16 protein-coding genes are annotated in these 13,702 nt (G+C 65.5%); 9 read left to right on the top strand and 7 right to left on the bottom strand.

Annotated elements, in window-relative coordinates; genetic code table 11:
- Nucleotides 1-22: 22 nt before the first annotated feature.
- A complete protein-coding gene (locus KUF59_RS16110; protein ID WP_212462859.1) occupies nucleotides 23-490 on the bottom strand; it encodes a YeeE/YedE family protein in 468 nt (155 codons plus the stop codon).
- A 4-nt stretch (nucleotides 491-494) separates the two neighbouring features.
- Nucleotides 495-923: a YeeE/YedE family protein gene (locus tag KUF59_RS16105; RefSeq protein ID WP_212462860.1), complete on the bottom strand. Its 429-nt coding sequence runs from the start codon at nucleotides 921-923 to the stop codon at nucleotides 495-497.
- Between the two features lie 93 nt (nucleotides 924-1,016).
- On the opposite strand from KUF59_RS16105, the gene KUF59_RS16100 reads away from it, so the two are divergent.
- The 3 genes from KUF59_RS16100 to KUF59_RS16090 all read left to right on the top strand — a co-directional run bounded on the left by KUF59_RS16100 (nucleotide 1,017) and on the right by KUF59_RS16090 (nucleotide 4,152).
- Entirely contained in the window at nucleotides 1,017-1,337 is a 321-nt protein-coding gene (locus tag KUF59_RS16100) for an ArsR/SmtB family transcription factor (RefSeq protein ID WP_212462871.1), read from the top strand.
- A gap of 31 nt (nucleotides 1,338-1,368) precedes the next feature.
- Nucleotides 1,369-2,808, top strand: a complete 1,440-nt coding sequence (ccoG, locus tag KUF59_RS16095) for a cytochrome c oxidase accessory protein CcoG (protein WP_212462861.1) — start codon at nucleotides 1,369-1,371, stop codon at nucleotides 2,806-2,808.
- Nucleotides 2,809-2,958: 150 nt separating this feature from the next.
- A complete protein-coding gene (locus KUF59_RS16090; protein WP_212462862.1) occupies nucleotides 2,959-4,152 on the top strand; it encodes a GNAT family N-acetyltransferase in 1,194 nt (397 codons plus the stop codon).
- A 6-nt stretch (nucleotides 4,153-4,158) separates the two neighbouring features.
- Here KUF59_RS16090 and KUF59_RS16085 read toward each other — a convergent pair whose 3' ends face one another.
- Entirely contained in the window at nucleotides 4,159-4,824 is a 666-nt protein-coding gene (locus KUF59_RS16085) for a DsbA family oxidoreductase (protein ID WP_212462863.1), read from the bottom strand.
- Nucleotides 4,825-4,983: 159 nt separating this feature from the next.
- On the opposite strand from KUF59_RS16085, the gene KUF59_RS16080 reads away from it, so the two are divergent.
- The gene (locus tag KUF59_RS16080; RefSeq protein WP_212462864.1) at nucleotides 4,984-5,784 is read left to right on the top strand and encodes a thioesterase family protein; all 801 of its coding nucleotides are present in this window, start codon (nucleotides 4,984-4,986) and stop codon (nucleotides 5,782-5,784) included.
- Here the strand turns inward: KUF59_RS16080 and KUF59_RS16075 are convergent.
- Both KUF59_RS16075 and KUF59_RS16070 read right to left on the bottom strand, forming a co-directional pair.
- On the bottom strand, nucleotides 5,772-6,596 hold the full coding sequence (locus tag KUF59_RS16075; protein ID WP_212462865.1) for a helix-turn-helix domain-containing protein: 825 nt from the start codon (nucleotides 6,594-6,596) through the stop codon (nucleotides 5,772-5,774). The genes KUF59_RS16080 and KUF59_RS16075 overlap by 13 nt on opposite strands.
- Nucleotides 6,597-6,640: 44 nt before the next feature.
- On the bottom strand, nucleotides 6,641-7,456 hold the full coding sequence (locus tag KUF59_RS16070) for a helix-turn-helix domain-containing protein (protein ID WP_212462866.1): 816 nt from the start codon (nucleotides 7,454-7,456) through the stop codon (nucleotides 6,641-6,643).
- A gap of 100 nt (nucleotides 7,457-7,556) precedes the next feature.
- Between KUF59_RS16070 and KUF59_RS16065 the strand changes: the two genes are divergently transcribed.
- From KUF59_RS16065 to KUF59_RS16055, 3 genes are all read left to right on the top strand, one after another.
- Nucleotides 7,557-7,787, top strand: a complete 231-nt coding sequence (locus tag KUF59_RS16065; RefSeq protein ID WP_212462867.1) for a hypothetical protein — start codon at nucleotides 7,557-7,559, stop codon at nucleotides 7,785-7,787.
- A gap of 34 nt (nucleotides 7,788-7,821) precedes the next feature.
- Entirely contained in the window at nucleotides 7,822-8,220 is a 399-nt protein-coding gene (locus KUF59_RS16060; RefSeq protein ID WP_212462868.1) for a hypothetical protein, read from the top strand.
- Nucleotides 8,221-8,654: 434 nt separating this feature from the next.
- Nucleotides 8,655-9,845 carry an MFS transporter gene (locus tag KUF59_RS16055; protein ID WP_212462872.1) on the top strand — a complete coding sequence of 397 codons (1,191 nt, stop codon included), beginning with the start codon at nucleotides 8,655-8,657 and terminating at the stop codon, nucleotides 9,843-9,845.
- Nucleotides 9,846-9,896: 51 nt separating this feature from the next.
- Here the strand turns inward: KUF59_RS16055 and KUF59_RS16050 are convergent, their stop codons facing one another.
- Nucleotides 9,897-10,466 carry an SET domain-containing protein gene (locus KUF59_RS16050; RefSeq protein ID WP_212462869.1) on the bottom strand — a complete coding sequence of 190 codons (570 nt, stop codon included), beginning with the start codon at nucleotides 10,464-10,466 and terminating at the stop codon, nucleotides 9,897-9,899.
- Between the two features lie 164 nt (nucleotides 10,467-10,630).
- On the opposite strand from KUF59_RS16050, the gene KUF59_RS16045 reads away from it, so the two are divergent.
- Nucleotides 10,631-11,230: a hypothetical protein gene (locus KUF59_RS16045; RefSeq protein WP_212462870.1), complete on the top strand. Its 600-nt coding sequence runs from the start codon at nucleotides 10,631-10,633 to the stop codon at nucleotides 11,228-11,230.
- A gap of 129 nt (nucleotides 11,231-11,359) precedes the next feature.
- Here the strand turns inward: KUF59_RS16045 and KUF59_RS16040 are convergent, their stop codons facing one another.
- Nucleotides 11,360-12,142 carry a TetR/AcrR family transcriptional regulator gene (locus tag KUF59_RS16040; protein WP_212457453.1) on the bottom strand — a complete coding sequence of 261 codons (783 nt, stop codon included), beginning with the start codon at nucleotides 12,140-12,142 and terminating at the stop codon, nucleotides 11,360-11,362.
- Between the two features lie 108 nt (nucleotides 12,143-12,250).
- On the opposite strand from KUF59_RS16040, the gene KUF59_RS16035 reads away from it, so the two are divergent.
- The gene (locus KUF59_RS16035; RefSeq protein WP_258769671.1) at nucleotides 12,251-13,648 is read left to right on the top strand and encodes a carotenoid oxygenase family protein; all 1,398 of its coding nucleotides are present in this window, start codon (nucleotides 12,251-12,253) and stop codon (nucleotides 13,646-13,648) included.
- The last annotated feature ends 54 nt before the right edge of the window (nucleotides 13,649-13,702 follow it).

Raw genomic sequence — 13,702 nt, 5'->3', positions numbered from 1 at the left:
CGGGACGAAATTGGGCGGCCGCTCAGGTCTCGAGCGGATCGGCCGGGGCGACGATGCGCGCAAGCGACGGCAAGTGAGCGCTCCAGCGCGCAAGCACCATGCCGGCGCACATCGCCGCGACGAAGATGACGGCGGATGCCGAGCCGAATCCGAGCGCCGTCAGCGCCGGCCCCGGGCAGAAGCCCGCAAGTCCCCAGCCCACGCCAAAGATCGCCGGGCCGATGATGATCCGCGGGTCGATATCCCGGCGCGTCGGAACGTAGAACCGGTCAGCGAAAAACGGCCGCGCCAGCTTGAGGACGCGGCTGAACCCGACGAAGGTCACGGCGACCGCGCCGCCCATGACGAACATGAGGCTCGCATCCCAGGTGCCGGCGGCGATGCCGCCGACGTCCAGGAAGTTCAGCACCTTCGCGGGGTTCGACATGCCCGACAGGATGAGGCCGAGGCCGAAGATCAGGCCGATCGCGAACTGAATGAGGACTGCCATCGCATCAACTCCAGTGCCGCAGAACAAAGACGGTCGCAATTCCCGTCGCCATGAAGGTGGCGGTCGCAACCAGTGAACGGGCGGAGAGTCGCGACAGGCCGCAGACGCCGTGGCCGGAGGTGCATCCACTTCCCCACACCGACCCGAAGCCGACCAGCAATCCGGCAACGACCAGCACCGCCGTGCCGGCCTCGATGACCTGCGCAGGCCAGCTCCCGGTCGCAAGCCGAACCAGCAGCGGCGCCGCGATCAAGCCTGCGACGAAGGCGACGCGGCCGGCGAGTTCACGGTCCTCGTAAGGCGGAAACAATCGCGCCGCGATCCCGCTGACGCCAGCGATCCGACCCGTCGCCCACATCAGGAGCACGGCGGCGAAGCCGATCAGCGCACCACCTGCAAGTGAGGCCACCGGCGTGAACGATGTCGCTGTCATCTGCACTCCCTCCATCAAGAGCTTGCGAACCGCGCGGGCCGTCCGTATTTCATATATTGCGTATATTCGAATCTACTAATATATATGACAGCGATGAAGCGCAAGACCAAAGCCGACGATTTGCTCGCCCTGGAGGAGAAGGCCGAAGAGGCCTCCCGCCTCCTCACCGCCATGGCCAACCCGAAGCGGCTGCTCGTGCTCTGCAACATGCTCGACGGCGAAAAATCGGTCGGCGAACTTGCCGATATCGTCGGCCTGTCCTCGGCCGCGCTATCCCAGCACCTCGGCAAGATGCGCGCATTGAGCCTGGTCAAGACGCGGCGTGAGGGTCAGACGATATATTACAGCGTGGCGAGCCAGAAGGTTAGTGTCGTGCTCGAGACACTCTACCGCCTCTTCTGCGCGCCAAAATAGCCTCCCGACGCGGATTCAAGAGGAGTTCGCCATGACCGACGACACGCTGATCGAAGGCCCGCTCTACGAGAAGCGCAAGAAGGTCTATCCGCAGTCGGTTCAGGGGCGGTTCCGCCGCATCAAATGGACGATCCTGTGCATCACGCTCGGGGTCTACTACCTGCTGCCCTTCTTGCGCTGGAACCGTGGGCCCGGCCTGCCGAGCCAGGCCGTGCTGGTCGACTTCCCGCATCGCCGCTTCTATTTCTTCTTCATCGAGCTGTGGCCCCAGGAGGTCTACTACTTCACCGGCCTGCTCATCATCGCCGCCATGACGCTGTTCCTGATGAACGCGGTCGCGGGACGGCTGTGGTGCGGCTACCTCTGTCCGCAGACAGTGTGGACCGACCTGTTCTATGCAGTCGAGCGCTGGGTCGAGGGTGACCGGCGCGAGCGCATGATCGGCGACAAGCGCGGCTGGACTTTTGGTCATGTCCGCAAGGTCGCGCTCAAGCATTTCCTTTGGATCATGATCGCGTGGTGGACCGGCGGCGCCTGGGTGCTGTATTTCGCCGATGCGCCGACGCTGGTGAAGGAGCTCGCGACCTTCCAGGCACCGTTCATCGCCTATCTCTGGATCGGCATCCTGACTGCCTCGACCTACCTCTTCGCGGGTCACGCGCGCGAGCAGATGTGCATCTATATGTGCCCGTGGCCGCGGATCCAGGCGGCACTCACCGACGAATGGGCGCTCAACGTCACCTATCGCAGCGACCGCGGCGAGCCGCGCATGTCGGTGAAGAAGGCGGAAGCTGCGCGCGTTCAGGGCGAGGCCGCCGGCGATTGCATCGACTGCCACCAATGCATCAACGTCTGCCCGACCGGGGTCGATATCCGTCACGGCATCCAGCTCGGTTGCATCCAGTGCGGGCTGTGCATCGACGCCTGCGACAACGTCATGCGCGACATCGGCCGGCCGACCGGCCTGATCGGCTACGACACCGACATCAACATGCAGCGCCGCCGCGAAGGCAAGGCGCCGGTCTACCGGATCATCCGTCCGCGCACGCTGATCTACGTCGCCGCCATCGCCATCGTCGGCAGCATCATGCTCTACGCGCTCGCTACCCGCAGCACGATGGACGTCAACGTGCTGCATGAGCGCAACCCACTCTTCGTCAAACTCTCGGACGGCGGTGTCCGCAACGACTACACCGTGCGCCTGCTCAACAAGGGCGCGGAACGCAGTTTTGCGCTCGACGTCGCCGGCCTGCCCGGCGCCACCGTGCGCATCGCGGGCATCGACCGCAAGCCCGACGGCAGGCTGGTCGTCGAGGTCGGACAGGACCAGACCCGCGAGGTCAGGATGTCGGTGCAGGTCGGACCGGAACAGATGCCGCAGAAGGCCGTCGGGATCGAGGTCACCATGACCGACATCGCCAGCGGCCAGACCGTGAGCGCCGGCGATCATATCGTGCCTGCGGACCAGTAATGCCGGTTCCGCCACATGCTCAATGAAGCGTTAACACTACCGCTCGAATTGAAGGCGGGCGCCAACGGTATTTTCCAATCTTTCGGCTAGAACCATCGCGTGACGCGGTCAGGCGACGTGCCCGGCCGCGCGAACCGGGAATTTTAGGACGTGGTCGATATCGCGCATCGATCGGCGATCAATCCTGCATCCGCCAACGATGCCACGGCTGCGCGCGGGCGCAATCAGCCCAGCGCCACGCAGCTCGTTCCCCTCGCATCAATCGACGCCACGCAGTGGCAGGCGCTCAGCGAACGGGCGATTGAGCCGAACGGCTATTATCTGCACGCTTGGGAGCGCGCGGTCAGCGCCACGGCCCCCGGCCGCACTGGCGCCAACGCGCTCTGTGCATTCGACTTGGCGTCGGGCCGGCTGACCGGGCTGTTGCCGGTCGTGTCGCTCTGGCGCGCATGGAAGATTCCCCTGCCCGCGCTGGTGAGCGCGCATCCCTATGGCACGCTGTGCAGTCCGCCGCTCGATCGCGACACGACTGATGATGCGGCCACGCAACTCCTCCAGCAGGCGCGCCAGGCCGGCGCTCACGCGTTGATCCTGCGTGATGTGGCGCTCGACGGCGCGGCGATGACATCGATCACCGAGAGCCTCGTCCGCGAGGGTCTCCAACCGCAGGTGCTGACCTCATATATCCGCGCCTCACTCGACGCCACGCAGGATGGCGAGACGCTGCTCCGCACGGCACTCGGCGGCAAGAAATTGAAGGAGCTGCGGCGCCAACGTCATCGGCTCGCAGCGCATGGCTCTGTAACATTCGAGGTTGCGCGCACGCCCCGCGATGTCGGCCCGGCGCTCGAGACATTCCTCACGCTCGAAGCCAGTGGCTGGAAAGGCAAGCGTGGCACCGCTCTCGCGCAAGACGCAGGCGACGCCACGTTCATCCGCTGCGCCGTGCCGGCGCTGGCCGAGACCGGCCAATGTGAGATCGTCACCCTGCGCGCCGGCACCACGCCGATTGCCGCAGGCATCGTGCTGCGACATCAGGCCCGCGGGTTCTTCTTCAAGCTCGGCATCGACGAGCGCTTTGCAAAGTATTCGCCGGGCGTGCAGCTCACGCTGGAGCTGACCCGCCACCTCTGCGCCGATCCCGCGATCGCCAGCGCCGATTCCACCGCCAGCGCCGATCACCCCATGATCAACCCGATCTGGCGCGGCCGCCTTGCGATCGGCGACGTGCTGATCCCGCTGCGACGGAATGATCCGGCGGTCGCGCTGATCCATGCGGCGCTGGTCGCGCGCGGATTTGCGCTGGCTACCGCGCGGCGCGCGGTCCACCTGCTCCGCAGGTAGCGGCGGCTACTCCGCCGCCTGCGCGTTGATCTCTTCCGAGACCTGACGGATGGCGCGCGCAAGCAGGTTCGGATCCTGCGCGCCTGAGACCGCGTATTTCTGCGCGAAGACGTAGGTCGGCACACCGGAGATGCCCTTCTCGGCGGCTTCCTGCGCATCGGCCGAGATGCGCGCAACGTCCTCGTCGGTGGCAAGTCGCCGCCGCACGTCGTCGGCATCGAGGCCGACATCGCTTGCTGCCTGCACCAGCACGTTGATATCGGTGAGATCGCCGCCGTCGCGGAAATAGAGCTCCATCAGGCGCTGCTTCATCTCCGGCGCCTTGCCGATCGCGCCGGCCCAGTGGATCAGGCGGTGACAATCGATCGTGTTGGGCTGGCGCCGCACCAGGTCAGGCCTGTAGGTCAACCCCTCCTCGCCTGCAGCGGCGACGACGCGGCCGGCGATGCCCTTATAGGCTTCGACCGAGCCGAATTTTTTGGTCAGATAATCCTCGCGGCTGATGCCCTCGCGCGGCACCCAGGGATTGAGGAAGAACGGGCGGAAGTTGAGCTCGACCGGAACGTCAGGCACCAGCGCCAGCGCATTCTCGATGCGACGCTTGCCGATATAGCACCAGGGGCACACCACGTCGGAGACGACGTCGATCTTCAGCGGCTTTAGCGTGCTCATGGGTGTCTCCGGGCGCGATTGATCGTCCCAACATAGGCGGTACCGACGGCCGTGCAAGGCACGGGTTCCGCATGGCTCGCGACTGCACCTCTGCGGTTATTGTGACCCGCCCGGCCTCCCTCAATACTCGCGGCCCATCGAGCCCAATTGGAGACCGCGATGACCGCCATTTTCAAGCCGGAAGGCAGCCTTTTCCGCGCGACCGAGCTTGCCGGCGGACCGTGGTCGCCGGACATGCTGCAGGGAAGCGCGACCACCGCGCTGATGACCCGCAACGTCGAGCGGCTCGCCGGGGACTCCGGCTTTGCCGTGCGCCGCCTGACCTTCGACCTCTGGCGTCCCGCGGGCCTGCGCGCCTTCGCCACCAGAACGGAGCTGCTGCGCGACGGCCGCAAGGCCAAGACCGTGCAGGTTCGGCTGATGGACGGCGAGACCGAGATCGGCCGCTGCACCGCGCTGTTGACGGCGTCCAGTGGCGAGTCACCGAAGGATCCGTTCGCCAAGACGGTCGCGGCCGACAAGGCGCCCGAAGCCGGCACGCCGCCGCCCGCCTTCGCGCAGAAATGGAGCCGCTATTTCCAGAACGTCTCGGTGCGGCTGATCGAGGGCGCGCTCGAGAAGCCCGGTCCCGCGGCCGCCTGGATGCGGCTCGATGCGCCGCTGGTCGAAGGCGAAGCGAACACGCCGCTGTTACAGGCGGTGCAGTCCGCGGACTTTTCCAGCGGCGTTGCGCAGATCGTCGACATGCGCGAATGGACCTTCATCAATCCCGAGATCAGCCTGTATTTCTGCCGCCCGCCCGAGGACGAATGGATCTTGATCCGCGCCGCCACGCGCGTCGGCGCCAATGGCGCAGGTCTCACCACGGCGACGCTGAGCGACCGCAAGGGACCGTTTGCCGAGGTGATGCAGGCGATGAGCTTTGAGCGGCGCGAGGCGGTGCAGGCTCAGGCGTCCTGAGCGGCGAGCGCGACCAGGGCTGCTTCAGACGCGGCATCCGCCGGCATGAACATCTCGACGCGGAGCTCCTGCAACGTCACGTCCTGCGGCGTGCCAAGCGTCAGCACCGCGCCGATCAGGCCGATGCCGATTTCGCTCTTGCGCAGACGCACCTCGCAGAGCGGCCCGGGTGCAGCGCACTCCTCGATCTGAGGTGCCGGGATGTCCGGCAAGCGCATCAGCTCACGCCAGGTCGATTGCAGGGCTTCGTCGAGCGGTGCCGCCATCGCCTCGTGGCGCGCCCGCGACAACAGCGCCGCCGCCACGCCCGGCCAATTCTCGACGAACGGTTTCAGCTCGTTCGGCGCGAGGAACATCCGCATGTGATTGAGCGGTCGCTGCACGCGCTCTTCCCCAAGCAGCATGGTCATCAGCCGCAAGGCCGCGCGGTTGGCCTGCATGACGTTCCAGCGTCGGTCGGTGACGATCGCGGGAAACGGCTCGTGACGGCTGAGCAGAAGGTCGATCGCACGCCGTGCGTCGGCGAGCTCCGGCGCCGACAGGTCGCGCTCGCCATACTGCCGCGCAAAGCCGCCTGCCTCGAGCAGCGCGTTGCGATCGCGCAGCGACAGGTCGAGCGCGGAGGCAAGCTGGAGCAGGATGTCCCTACTCGCCGTTGCCTTGGCGGTCTCGACATAGCTCAGATGCTTGATCGAGATCCCCGCTTCAAAGGCGAGCTCCGCCTGGCTCAGCGCGCGGCGCGTGCGCCAGCCGCGCAAGAGATCGCCGACGGGATTGGCAGGCCGAAAAGCTTTGGACGCGCGCGTATCCATCCCCGGATTCTACGAGCGACGCGCGTGGCTGTAAACGCTGCCGATCAGCGCGGCTGCATCGCGCGCAGCCGCTCCGCGGTCTTTTCGTCCGCCGGAAAAAACGTCTCGATCGCCAACTCCGACAGTGTGATGTCGACCGGCGTGCCGAACACCATGGTGGTGGAGAAGAAGCTCAGGATTTCGCCCTGGTATCGCATCTTGAAGGGGATCGCGACATTGTCGCTCGACAGCGGCGCCGAGCGCGCCGGGATCGGAAAACCCTTCAGGTCATTGTAGAGCTTGATCAGCTCGGGGTCGGCCGTCGCCTCGCATTGCCGATGCAGGCGCTCCAGAAGATGCCCGCACCATTCGGCGAGGTTCACTGTGCGCGCCGCCAGTGCCTCGGGATGGAACGCAAGCCGCAGCACGTTGAAGGGCTGGCCGAGCAGCCGCGGTGGAATGCCCTCGAGCAGCGGCGCCACCATGCGATTGGCGGACACCAGATTCCAGTGCCGGTCGACGGCGAGCGCGGGGTTCGGCTCATGCGCCTTCAGCACGAGGTCGATCGCCTGGCGGGCTGATTTCAAGGCGGGATCCTCCAGCGGGCGCTGCTGGAACGCCGGCGCGTAGCCGGCGGCCACCAGCAGCACGTTGCGTTCGCGCAAGGGCACGTCGAGCCGCTCGGCGAGCTTCAGCACCATGTCGCGCGATGGCGCGGCGCGCCCGGTCTCGACGAAGCTCAGATGGCGCGCCGAGACCTCGGCCTCGACCGCGAGGTCGAGCTGGCTCATGCGGCGGCGCTGCCGCCATTCGCGCAGATGATCGCCGATATGGATCGGCTGGGATTTTTCGGCTCGTGCCGTGGATGCATGTGCGTTCATGGCAGGAAACCTAGCATGCGAATTTCGGCCCTTCCATTACCAGCGAGGTAATCGAATTGCCGATCGGGGCGGCGCATCTTCTGACCATCAGGAGATGACCATGATCGCGCTGCTGCTCTACCGCACCCTCGCCGACCACCTTGTTCCCTGGCTCGTGAAGTTCGCCACCCGAATGCTGGCGCGCCAGCTCAACATGCCCGAACCGCTGGTGCACTCGACCGGCGATTTTGTGGTCGCGCAAGTTCTGGCGTTCGAGCACAGCGTCGGCAAGAGCCTCTGCCCGTTCCGTCTCGCTGCCCTCGTCCGCGCCTGGTGGCGCGGCGTGCGCTGATGTCCACCCCCGAAGCCCCCAAAGGAGAACGACCATGATCCATGCTTCCACGTTCCTGCGCCGCGCCCTGCTCGCCGATGCCGTCTTCAGCGGCGTTGCCGCGCTCGGCTTCACCTTCGGTACCGGCGCTTTCGCCTCGCTGTTCAATCTGCCGGAGGTGCTGCTGCGCGAGACCGGCCTGTTCCTGATCGCCTACACCGCGCTGGTCGCCTGGCTCGCCTCGCGTAGTGAGGTGCCAAAGGCGCTCGTGATGCTGGTCGTGGTCGGCAATGCGCTGTGGACGGTCGGTAGCATCGCGCTGCTGCTCTCCGGCGCGGTGTCGCCGAATCTGCTGGGCGTGATCATGGTGGTCGCGCAGGCGATCGCCACCGGCGTGTTCGCGGAGTTGCAGTTTATCGGCCTGCGCAAGAGCGGGAGTGCGGTGACGGCATAACAGTGCGCCGACGATCTTCTCCTAGCGTCGCCCTGGTGAAAGCCAGGGCGATCATCAGTTGCCGCTGTGGGCGGCGCCTCCCCACCCACCACTGTCATTCCCCGCGAAAGCGGGGAATCCAGTACGCCGCGGCTTCTCCGTATTCGTCACTGTCTCTGGAATACTGGATCGCCCGCCTTCGCGGGCGATGACAGTGAGAGAGTGGCGTGAGCGTGCCGCAAACTCGTCCTCGCGGCGCATCTTCGCCCGAGCTGTGCCGCGGTGCGTGGCTGGTTTGCACCCTGGCCTCTTGAGCACCCGGTAACGAACGTGTATCGGCGCAAGCGGAAGCTAAATGCCCTGCCGGCATTCTCGGGCCGCCCCGGCCAATCCCAGGTGTTCGCGTGAATCCCCAACCCTCGCCATCCGTGGCTGCATCCAGCTCCTTCGCAGCCATGAAGTCGCGGCCCTATCGTATCCAATTCGCAGCCTATGTGCTGGCGATGATGGCCGACAATGTCGAACACGTGATCAGCTATTGGGTGGTGTTCCAGAAATTCCATTCGCCGACGCTCGGGGGCTTCGCCGTGCTGTCGCACTGGTTGCCCTTCCTGCTGTTTTCCGTCGCCGTCGGTGGGCTCGCCGACCGGTTCGACCCGCGCCGCATCATCCAGTGCGGCATGCTGCTCTTCATCGTGGCGTCGGCCGGATGGGGCATCTTCTTCCTCACCGACAGCTTGCAGATGTGGCACGCGATGCTGCTGCTGGTCATCCACGGCTGCGCCGGCGTGCTGTGGCAGACGCCGAACCAGCTCCTGCTGTTCGACATCGTCGGCCCCGCCGACCTTCCGAGCGCGGTGCGGCTGAACGCGATGGCGCGCTATCTGGGCATCCTGGTCGGCCCGGCCGTGGGCGGCGTCATCATGCTGGGGCTCGGCCGCTCCCACGGCATCATTCTCAACACGCTGTTCTATCTGCCGATGCTGCTGTGGCTGTTCCGGGCGCCGAGCAGCGGCAAGAGCGCAACGCCGCGGCGCTTCGCGGTGCGCGGCCTTGCCGACATCGTGCAGACCATCCGCGACATCGCCAAGCAGCCGGTGCTGATCTCGATGACTTGGCTGGCCGGCCTCACCTCCTTCATGATCGGCAACGCCTATCACGCCCAGATGCCCGGCTTTGCCGGCGACCTCGGGCACGGCGATCCCGGCGTGTCCTATAGCGTGCTGCTGGCGGCCGACGCGGCCGGTGCGGTGCTCGCGGCCATCGCCCTGGAATCCTGGGGGCGGCTGAAGCCCAGCCCGCGAACGGCCATCATGCTCGCCATCCTGTGGAGCGTAACCCTGCTCGCCTTCGCCACCGTCGGGATCTACGGGCTCGCAATCGCGCTGCTGTTTGCCGCCGGCTTCTTCGAATTGTCGTTCAACACGATGGCGCAGGCACTGGTGCAGATCAACGCGCCGGCCGACAGCCGCGGCCGGGTCGTCGGACTGTTCAACATGGCAGGCCTCGGCATGCGCGCGTTCAGCGGCCTCACCGTGGGGGTCGTCGGCGCCGGGATCGGCATCCACTGGTCGCTCGGCCTCTCGGCGGCCCTGCTGTTTGGGTTGCTGCTAGCGCTGTATCGCCGGGCGCTGAAGCCGAGTTAGGCAACCTGACTGGGTGCCCCGGTCAAGCCGGGGCATGACAGCGGAGCAAGCTCAGACGCGTCCGACCTTGCCGTTGAAATGCTTGCCGTTCAGCTTCTTCTTTGCCGGTGCCTTGGTTGCCGCAGTCTTGCCGGCCGCCTTCTGCGCTTTGCGCTCGGCGCGCGCCTTGACTTTTGCCCGCTCGGCGCGAGCTTCGGCGCGCATCTTCTTGCGCTTCTTCTCGCAGGATTGGCATTTGCAGCCGATCGGCTTCAGATAGGCTTTGAAATAGTCCGTGCCGTAATCGTAGTTGATCTCGTCGCCCGGCTCGATGTTCTTGATGGCGCGGATGAAGACCTTGCGCTCGCGCGGTCGCACGTCGGATTCCGCATTCGGCCGGCAGGAATGGTTGATGTAGCGGGCGACGTTCTTGCGCACCGAGCCGTCGATGGTCCAGCGACCGTTCAGCTCGAACAGGTACTTGTTCTCGATGTCGTCCTGTTCCTTGATCCGCGAATCCAGGATCGGCCCGAAATAGCGGATGATCCGGGAACCCTTCTTGATCGGTTTGGTGGCGAAGAGACCAAGTCCGGTCTTGGAGCGGCCGACGCGAAACGGTTTGTTCGTGGAGATAGCGGGCATGACCGAGAAACGTGAGAAACGCGAACGAAGCCCTTTGGGGCTCAAGCGAAGGCGCTCTTCTAGAACGATTCCGCGCCGCTGTCAGGTGCTACGAAGCCCCCTTTGAACCTTCCCCACAATGAGCACGTCTGATGGAGAGGGTTCCGCGGCCCAAGGGGCTCATCATGAAGCATGTCATAGTCGCCTGCCTGATCGCGCTGCTCGCCTGCGGCTGTTATGGCCAGGCCAGCGCCCAATCTTTCGGCAGCAGCTACACCTCGACCGCCCCGGAACACTGCCGCCAGATCGGAAAACCCAGCGATCTCGACGGCAGCACGACGCGGGTGTGCCCAGGCAAGGCGGGCCTTGTGGTGCTGATCGCCGAGGACGATCTGCGCGAAATCGTCTCGGTCGGAAAAAACCGCGCGACGGCCGCCAAAGAGCCGGCGGCTGGGGTCTGGTTCGGCCCGTTCAATTCGTCTGAGCACACGGTGGAGTGGCGTGCGGCGGACGGCAAGCCGTTCGCGATCATCCAGCGCTGGCACATCGCCGATAACAGCGACCCCGACAAGCAGGGACGGCCGAAAACCAAGGCGCTGCTGGTCGTGACGCGCCTGCCGCCGGGCGTCTGTCACGTCGCCTATGTCGATGCGATCGCCAATCCGAACGCCAACGAGCTCGCGCGCAAGGCCGCCGACGATTTCGCGCGCGGCTTCGACTGCGGCAACGACGAGGTGAAGATCACAGGTGCGAGCGGCCGCGCGGTCGAGCTGGTCGCGCGCTAAAGCGCGATGAGTTCAGGTTGAATCGTCATCGCGCTTTAGCTCTTTGTTTGAGCATGATCTCCGCGCAAACGCGTTCCGCGTTTGTCGCGAGGGAAAACCGCTGCACACTTTTCCGGATCATGCTCTAGATCAGCATTCCGGCGGCTTCTGCACCGTCGACTTCAGGACCGCTTCCAGAAGCTGCTCGGGCGTGGTGCCTTCCGGCAGGCGATGCAGGATGTCCTTCAGCCGTCCGTCGAGCATCAGCATGGTGAAGCCGTGTACCAACGACCAGTTGCGCGCGATCACCGCCGCATGATCGAGCGACAAGGCCTCGAGCGCATCCTGGGTGAGTTGCTCCGGACGAGCGAAGCGAGCCGAGCTCGCCAAGCCCTGGAACGAAGCGCTGGCGGCCTCGTGCAGCGACGGCCGCGAATAATCGAGCCGCTCGGTGCGGAACATCAGGCTGTACATGCCGGGATGCTCGCGCGCATAGGCGACATAGGCCTTTGCATTCGCCATCCCCCTCATCAGCGGATGCGCCTCGCTGTTGCGGGCGGCGACCATGGCTGCATTGAACCTGCGGAAGCCGATTGCCGCGAGTTCGCTGATCAGGCCCGTCAGATCGCCGAAATGATGGGTGGGCGCGGCATGCGACACGCCCGCCTCGCGCGCCACCGCACGCAATGTGAGGCCGGCGAGCCCGTCGCGCTCCAAAATGCGCTCGGCCGCCTGCAGCAAGGCCTCGCGCAGCGCGCCATGGTGATATGGCGTTTCGGTCTTCGCGGTGCCGGTCTTGGCAGCGCCAGTCTTGGCAGCGCCAGTCTTGGCGCTGCCAGCCTTGCGCGCGGGGTGCGGCCGCGCGCCTGATGCGGACGACGATGCCCTTTTGGCGCTCGCGCCTGGACGACGAATTGTTTCGGTTTTGGCCATAGGCCAGCTTATATGACGCAATTTTGACAGTGTAAAGATTTTGCTTGACCGGCGCGTCGGGCTTCGGTAAGCGATCTTTACGATGTAAAGATAGGGAGGGACTACGCCGTGCAGCATGACGCCTTGAATCAGCCCCGGACCAATCTCGCGCCGATCCCGTTCGAGGCCGACGCGCCGCACCTCAAGATCGTCGGCGAATTGCCGCGGGAGCTGAACGGCACGCTCTATCGCAACGGCCCCAATCCGCAGTTCGACGCGCCCGGCGCGCACTGGTTCGTCGGCGACGGCATGCTGCACGCTTTTCACCTCGAGAACGGCAAGGCGAGTTATCGCAACCGCTGGGTCCGCACGCCCAAATTTCTCGCCGAGCACGATGCGGGACGCGCGCTGTTCGGCGGCTTCGGCCGCAAGATGCCGGATGCGCCGGCAAACCTCACCGACGGCGGCGTCGCCAACACCAACATCATCTTCCACGCCGGCAAGCTGCTTGCGCTCGAAGAGGCGCACCTGCCGACCGAGATCGAGCCCGGCACGCTCGCGACGCGCGGCTACTGCAACTTCCAGGGCCGCATCGCCGGTCCGTTCACGGCGCATCCGAAGGTCGATCCCGCGACCGGCGAACTCGTGTTCTTCGGCTACAATGCGAGCGGCCCTCTCACACCCGCCCTCTCCTACGGTTCGATCGACGCATCGGGCAAGGTGACGCGCTTCACGCGGTTCGAGGCGCCCTATGCCAGCATGGTGCACGACTTCATCGTCACCGAAAATCACGTGCTGTTTCCGATCCTGCCGATCACGGGCAGCATGCAACGCGCGATGAGCGGCAAGCCGCCCTATGCCTGGGAGCCGGAGCAAGGCGCCTATGTACGCGTCATGAAGCGCAGCGGATCTGAAAAGAACATCGTCTGGTTTCGCGCCGAGAGCTGCTACGTCTTCCATGTCATGAACGCGTGGGAGGAAGGCAATCGCATCATCGCGGACGTCATGCAGTTCGAGGAGGCGCCGCTCTTCCCGCATCCCGACGGCAGGCCTACGGATCCCGAGAAATCGCGCGCACGGCATTGCCGCTGGACCTTCGATCTCTCAGGGAATACCGACCGCTTCCAGCAGACTTATCTCGACGACCTCACCGGCGAATTCCCGCGTGTCGACGACCGCCGCGCCGGACTGAAGAGCAATCACGGCTGGTACGCCTGCGCCAATCCAAAGCTGCCGATGTTCGGCGCACTCTCCGGCATCGTACATGTCGACGGCGCCGGAAAGCGGCTCGGCCATTATCTGCTGCCCGCCGGCGACACCATCTCCGAACCGGTCTTCGTCGTGCGAGGCAAGGATGCCGCTGAAGGCGACGGCTGGCTTCTCGCGGTGGTCTGGCGCGCGCGCGAGAACCGCAGCGACCTTGCGGTGTTCAACGCCACCGACGTCGAGGCAGGTCCCGTCGCGCTGGTGCAGCTCGGCCATCGCGTGCCCGACGGTTTTCACGGCAACTGGGTGGGCGCGCAGTAAAGCAAGCTCCTGTCGTCATTCCGGGACGCGTGAAGCGCGAACCCGGAATGACGC

The sequence above is a fragment of the Bradyrhizobium arachidis genome (assembly GCF_024758505.1).
Lineage (GTDB): Bacteria > Pseudomonadota > Alphaproteobacteria > Rhizobiales > Xanthobacteraceae > Bradyrhizobium > Bradyrhizobium manausense_C.
The sequence above is the reverse complement of the archived record's forward strand: the minus strand, read 5'-3'. Positions and strand labels throughout refer to the sequence as shown.

Excerpts from the sequence above, each read along its gene's own strand:
- KUF59_RS16110 (WP_212462859.1), bottom strand. The coding sequence starts at position 490 with ATGGCAGTCCTCATTCAGTTCGCGATCGGCCTGATCTTCGGCCTCGGC.
- KUF59_RS16105 (WP_212462860.1), bottom strand. The coding sequence starts at position 923 with ATGACAGCGACATCGTTCACGCCGGTGGCCTCACTTGCAGGTGGTGCG.
- KUF59_RS16100 (WP_212462871.1), top strand. The coding sequence starts at position 1,017 with ATGAAGCGCAAGACCAAAGCCGACGATTTGCTCGCCCTGGAGGAGAAG.
- ccoG (WP_212462861.1), top strand. The coding sequence starts at position 1,369 with ATGACCGACGACACGCTGATCGAAGGCCCGCTCTACGAGAAGCGCAAG.
- KUF59_RS16085 (WP_212462863.1), bottom strand. The coding sequence starts at position 4,824 with ATGAGCACGCTAAAGCCGCTGAAGATCGACGTCGTCTCCGACGTGGTG.
- KUF59_RS16080 (WP_212462864.1), top strand. The coding sequence starts at position 4,984 with ATGACCGCCATTTTCAAGCCGGAAGGCAGCCTTTTCCGCGCGACCGAG.
- KUF59_RS16075 (WP_212462865.1), bottom strand. The coding sequence starts at position 6,596 with ATGGATACGCGCGCGTCCAAAGCTTTTCGGCCTGCCAATCCCGTCGGC.
- KUF59_RS16070 (WP_212462866.1), bottom strand. The coding sequence starts at position 7,456 with ATGAACGCACATGCATCCACGGCACGAGCCGAAAAATCCCAGCCGATC.
- KUF59_RS16065 (WP_212462867.1), top strand. The coding sequence starts at position 7,557 with ATGATCGCGCTGCTGCTCTACCGCACCCTCGCCGACCACCTTGTTCCC.
- KUF59_RS16060 (WP_212462868.1), top strand. The coding sequence starts at position 7,822 with ATGATCCATGCTTCCACGTTCCTGCGCCGCGCCCTGCTCGCCGATGCC.
- KUF59_RS16055 (WP_212462872.1), top strand. The coding sequence starts at position 8,655 with ATGAAGTCGCGGCCCTATCGTATCCAATTCGCAGCCTATGTGCTGGCG.
- KUF59_RS16050 (WP_212462869.1), bottom strand. The coding sequence starts at position 10,466 with ATGCCCGCTATCTCCACGAACAAACCGTTTCGCGTCGGCCGCTCCAAG.
- KUF59_RS16045 (WP_212462870.1), top strand. The coding sequence starts at position 10,631 with ATGAAGCATGTCATAGTCGCCTGCCTGATCGCGCTGCTCGCCTGCGGC.
- KUF59_RS16040 (WP_212457453.1), bottom strand. The coding sequence starts at position 12,142 with ATGGCCAAAACCGAAACAATTCGTCGTCCAGGCGCGAGCGCCAAAAGG.